The organism is Kitasatospora sp. NPDC001095, assembly GCF_053598615.1.
On record NZ_JBSFKQ010000105.1, the window covers coordinates 1 to 6005 of the forward strand.

Sequence of the window (6005 nt, forward strand, 5' to 3'; positions counted from 1 at the left end):
GGTCAAGGCCTCGGAGGAGGAGGTGCTGCCGCTGCTGACCGCTCAGGTGAGCATCGCGGCGATCAACGGGCCTTCCTCCGTCGTGGTTTCGGGCGCCGAGGATGAAGTCCTCGCGATCGCCGGGAAGTTCGAGAAGACCAAGCGGCTGAGCGTCTCGCACGCGTTCCACTCGCCGCTGATGGACGGGATGTTGGAGGAGTTCCGGGCTGTTGCCGAGGGGCTGACGTACAGCGCCCCGCGCATCCCGGTCATCTCCAACGTCACCGGGGACATGGCCACGGCCGAGGAGCTGTGCTCGCCCGAGTACTGGGTGCGCCACGTCCGCGAGGCCGTCCGCTTCCTCGACGGGATGCGCACCCTGGAGGCCCAGGGCGTGACCACGTACCTGGAGCTGGGCCCCGACGGTGTGCTCACCGCCATGGGCCAGGACTGCGTCGACGCCGACGGCAACGCCGTCCTCGTCGCCGCCCTGCGCGGCGACCGGCCCGAGGCCCGCACCCTGCTGGCGGCCGTGGCCCGGCTGCACGTCCAGGGGGCGGCCGTCGACTGGCCGGCCCTGTACGGGAACCGGCCGGTGCCGGCGCTCGACCTGCCCACGTACGCCTTCCAGCGGCAGCGCTACTGGCCCGAGGCCGTCACGGCCGACAGGCCGGCCGCGCCCTCCGCAACCGCCGACCCGACGGAGGAGCGGTTCTGGACGGCCGTCGAGCAGGGCGACCTCGCCCGGCTCGCCGACACGCTGGACGTCGCCGAGGAGAACCGCTCGGCGCTGCGCGAGGTGCTTCCCGCACTGACCGGCTGGCGCCGGCAGAGCCGGGAGCGCGCCACCCTGGACGCCTGGCGCTACCGGGCCACCTGGCAGACCCTGCCGGAGGACCCGGCAGCCGGGCTCACCGGCAGCTGGCTGCTGGTGGCGCCCGCCGACGGCCCCGGTGCCGAGCTGGCGCAGGCCGCCGCGGACGCCCTCGGCGGACACGGCGCCGACGTCCGGCAGCTGACGGTGGCCACCGGCGAGGCGCAGACCGAGGGCTTCGCCGCCCGGCTCGCCGGCGCGGCCGCCGACGGGGTCGCCCCGACCGGCGTGCTCTCGCTGCTCGCCCTGGACGACCGCCCGCACCCCGAGCACCCCGCCCTGTCGGCGGGCGTGACCGCGAGCGTCCGGCTGGTCCAGGCGCTCGGCGAGGCCGGCGTCGCCGCCCCGCTGTGGCTGGCCACCAGCGGCGCGGTCGCCGCCGGAGCCGGCGAGCGGATCGAACACGGCGGCCAGGCCCAGATCTGGGGCCTCGGCCGGACCGCCGCCCTCGAACACCCGGACCGCTGGGGCGGCGTGATCGACCTGCCCGCGACGCTCGACGAGCGGAGCGGCCGCCGCCTCGCGGCCGCCCTGGCCGCCGGCGAGGGCGAGGACCAGCTGGCGGTGCGCGCCGACGCCACGTACGTCCGGCGCTTGGAGCACGCTCCGCTGCCGGCCGGCCCGGTCGACGGCTGGCAGGCCCGCGGCACCGTCCTGGTCACCGGCGGTACCGGCGCCCTGGGCGCCCGGGTCGCCCGCTGGCTGACCGCCAACGGCGCCGAGCACCTGGTGCTGACCAGCCGCCGGGGCGCCGACGCCCCGGGCGCGGCCGAACTGCGCGCGGAGCTGGAGGGCCTCGGCGCCCGGGTCACCCTGGCCGCCTGCGACGCGGCCGACCGGACCGCGCTCGCGGCCCTGGTCGCCGGGCTCGCCGAGGCCGGCGACCCGGTCCGGGCGGTGGTGCACGCGGCAGGGGTCAGCCAGGCCTCGCCGATCGGTGCCACCGGAATTTCCGAATTCGCCGACGTGGTGAATGCGAAGGTGGCCGGAGCGGTGCACCTGGACGAATTGTTCGGCGCGAATTCCGAACCGCTCGACGCATTCGTCCTGTTCTCCTCGATCGCCGCCACCTGGGGCGGTGCCGGCCAAGCCGGATACGCCGCGGCCAACGCATTCCTGGACGCGCTCGCCGAGCAGCGCCGGGCCGCCGGCCTCACCGCCACCGCGGTGGCGTGGGGCCCGTGGGGCGGCGGCGGCATGGCCGCCGAGGACGACGCGGAGGAGCAGCTGCGCCGCCGCGGCCTGCCGGTGCTCGACCCGGAGACGGCCATCGCCGCCCTCGGCGCGGCCCTCGACCACGGCGACACCGCGGTCACCGTCGCCGACGTGGACTGGGCGCTGTTCGCGCCCGGCTTCACGGCGGTGCGCCACAGCCCGCTGATCGGCGACCTGCCGGAGGTCCGGCGGGCGCTGGGCACCGACGGCGCCGCGGACCGGGCGGACGACGGCGAGGCCTCGGCCGAGCTGCGCGGGCAGCTCGCCGAGCTGCCGGAGGCCGGCCAGGAGCAGCTGTTGCTGGACCTGGTCCGCACCCACGTGGCCGAGGTGCTCGGCCACCACGGGGTGGAGGAGGTCGAGGCCGACCGGGCGTTCAACGAGCTCGGCTTCGACTCGCTGACGGCGGTGGAGCTGCGCAACCGGCTCAACCTGCTGGGCGGGCTGCGACTGCCGTCCTCGCTGGTGTTCGACTACCCGACGCCGCTGGCCCTCGCCCGGCACCTGCGCACCGAGTTGGCCCCCGACGGCGCGCCGAGCGCGACCGACCTGCTCGGCGAACTCGACCGACTGGAGGCCGCCATGGCGGCCGCCGCGCCGGACGACCTGACCCGGACGAAGATCAAGGTCCGGATGCAGGCGCTGCTCTCCCAGTGGGACGACGGTCCGGCCAAGTCCGAGCCGGTGGGCGGCAGCGCGTTCGACGCCACCAGCGACGAGGAACTCTTCGCCCTCATCAACCGCGACCTCGGGAGGGGATGACGCACGTTCGGAGCGAATGGCCGTGGATTATCCGTCGTGAATCCGTCGTGAATTCGGGCCGCTGAGCGGGGGTCGGGAATTGTCCCGACCCCCGCTTCGTCATGGGGGCCCTAGGGGGGCTGGTAGGGGTTGTCCGCCTTCACCGCCCTTCATAGCGTCAGGGCGAAACCCTTCACTGTTGTGGTCCAGTCGTGTGCGCGTGCGTGCCCGGAGGACCCGCTCACCCCGATGAGGTGGCCCTCCGCATGGCGAATGAAGAGACGCTTCGCGACTACCTCAAGTGGGTGACCGCGGACCTCCAGCAGACCAAGCAGCAGCTGAGGGACCTCCAGGCGGAGAGCCGCGAACCGATCGCCATCGTGGGCATGGCCTGCCGCTACCCCGGCGGCATCGACACCCCCGAACGACTGTGGGACCTGGTCGCGGACGGCCGGGACGCCATCGGCGGCTTCCCCGAGGACCGCGGCTGGGACCTCGACGGGCTGTACGACCCGGACCCGGAGCACGCCGGCACCAGCTACGCGCGCGAGGGCGGCTTCCTGCGAGCGGTGGGGGAGTTCGACGCGGGCTTCTTCGGGATCTCGCCGCGCGAGGCCCTCGCGATGGACCCGCAGCAGCGGCTGCTGCTGGAGACCTCCTGGGAGGCCTTCGAGCGGGCCGGCCTCGACCCGGCCGCGCTCAAGGGCGGAAAGACCGGGGTCTTCGTCGGCACCGCCGGCCAGGACTACCTGGGCCTGGTCGTCGCCGGCGAGGCCGAGGGCGCCGAGGGCCACCTCGCCACCGGCAACGCGGCCAGCGTGCTCTCCGGCCGACTCGCCTACACCTTCGGGCTTGAGGGCCCGGCCGTCACCGTCGACACCGCCTGCTCCTCCTCGCTGGTCGCCCTCCACCTCGCCGTGCAGTCGCTGCGCAACGGCGACTCCACGCTGGCCCTGGCCGGCGGTGCGACGATCATGTCCACCCCCTCCTCCTTCATCGAGTTCAGCCGCCAGCGCGGCCTGGCCGTCGACGGCCGCTGCAAGCCCTTCGCGGAGGCCGCCGACGGCACCGGCTGGGCCGAGGGCGTCGGCATGCTCCTGCTGGAGCGCCTCTCCGACGCGCAGCGCAACGGCCACCAGGTGCTCGCGGTCGTGCGCGGCTCGGCGATCAACCAGGACGGTGCCAGCAACGGCCTCACCGCCCCCAACGGCCCCGCCCAGCAGCGCGTCATCCTGCGCGCCCTGGCCAACGCCCGGCTCTCGGCGGGCCAGGTCGACGCCGTCGAGGCGCACGGCACCGGTACGGTGCTCGGCGACCCGATCGAGGCCCAGGCCCTGCTCGACACCTACGGCCAGGACCGGCCCGCCGGCCGTCCGCTGTGGCTGGGCTCGCTCAAGTCCAACCTCGGCCACTCGCAGGCCGCGGCCGGCGTCGGCGGCGTGATCAAGATGGTCATGGCGCTGCGCAACGGCGTGCTGCCGCAGACCCTCCACGTCGACCGCCCGACCTCGCACGTCGACTGGTCCGGCGGCGCCGTGGAACTGCTGACCGAGGCGCGCGACTGGCCCGCGGCGGACGAGCCGCGCCGGGCGGGCGTCTCGGCCTTCGGCATGAGCGGCACCAACGCGCACGTCGTCCTGGAGGAGGCCCCGGCGGCGGAGGACGCCGCCGCCGCGCCGTCCGAGTCGGCCGGTTCGCCAGGTTCGACCGGCCAGGCGGGTCCGGCCGTCTGGGCCACCACTGTCGGCGGCCCGCTGCCCTGGGTGCTGTCCGCACGCGGGGAGACCGCGCTGCGCGCCCAGGCCGGCAAGCTGGCCGCCTTCGTGCAGGAGGCCGGAGCGGAGCTCTCCCTCGCCGGCGTCGGCGCCGAACTCGCCCACGGCCGCGCCCGGTTCGACGAGCGGGCCGTGGTCCTGGCGGGGGAGCGGGACGAACTGCTCGCCGGGCTGGGCGCATTGGCCTCGGGGCAGGACGAGGGCACCTCGTCGGTGGTCCGCGGCTCCGGGGCCGGCGGCAAGCTCGTCATGGTCTTCCCGGGGCAGGGTTCGCAGTGGCTGGGCATGGCCCGGGAGCTGCTCGCGGACTCGCCGGTGTTCCGTTCCCGGATGGAGGAGTGCGCCAAGGCGCTTGCTCCGCATGTGGATTGGGAGCTGCTGGAGGTCGTCTCGGGTGAGGACGGCGGGTGGATGGAGCGGGTGGACGTGGTCCAGCCGGTGCTGTTCGCCGTGATGGTCTCGCTGGCTGCCCTCTGGCGTGCGAACGGTGTGGAGCCGTCGGCGGTGGTGGGGCACTCGCAGGGCGAGATCGCCGCCGCTGCCGTCTCCGGCGCGCTCTCCCTGGAGGACGCGGCGCTGGTGGTGGCGCTGCGCAGCCAGGCGATCACCGAGCTCTCCGGTCTGGGCGGGATGGTGTCCGTTCCGCTGCCCGTGGAGAGTGTCCGCGAGCTGCTGTCCGGCCGGGATGGAATCTCGATCGCTGCGGTCAACGGCCCCAGCTCGGTGGTCGTTTCGGGCGATGCCGGTGCCCTGGACGAGCTGATGGAGCACTGCGCCGCGCAGGAGATCCGGGCGCGTCGGATCGCGGTGGACTACGCCTCGCACTCGGCGCACGTCGAGCGCATCGAGGCCCGTCTCGCGGAGCTGCTGGCGCCGGTCACGCCCCGGGTGCCGGAGGTGCCGTTCCACTCCACCGTCACCGGTGAACTGATCGACAGCGCTTCGCTGGACGCCGGGTACTGGTACCGCAACCTCCGCCAGACGGTGGAGTTCGCGTCGACCGTCGAGTCCCTTCTGGGGTCCGGCCACTCGCAGTTCATCGAGGTGAGCGCCCACCCGGTGCTGACCGTCGGCATCCAGGAGGCCGTCGACGCCGCCAACGCCGAGGCCACGGTCCAGGGCACCCTGCGCCGTGACCAGGGCGGCCGGGAGCGCTTCCTGACCGCCCTCGCCGAGGCCTGGAGCAACGGCGCGTCCGTCGACTGGGCCCCGCTGGTCCCGGCCGCACGCCGTATCGACCTGCCGACCTACGCCTTCCAGCGTGAGAAGTACTGGCCGAAGCCGGGCACGCGCGGTATCGGTGACGTGCTGTCCGCCGGGCTCGGAGCGGCCGACCACCCGCTGCTGGGTGCTGTGGTGGCGCTGGCCGACCGCGACGGGCACGTCTTCACGGGCCGCCTGTCGGTGCAGACCCAGCCGTG

The 6005-nt window shown here is 74.7% G+C and carries 2 protein-coding genes; both read left to right on the forward strand.

The window, feature by feature from the left end:
- Nucleotides 1–2830 (forward strand): SDR family NAD(P)-dependent oxidoreductase (locus ACWDBB_RS35875; RefSeq protein ID WP_449793599.1); only part of this gene is annotated, 2830 nt, incomplete at its 5' end.
- A 245-nt stretch (nucleotides 2831–3075) separates the two neighbouring features.
- On the forward strand, nucleotides 3076–6005 hold a 2930-nt coding region (locus tag ACWDBB_RS35880; protein WP_449793600.1), incomplete at its 3' end, for a type I polyketide synthase.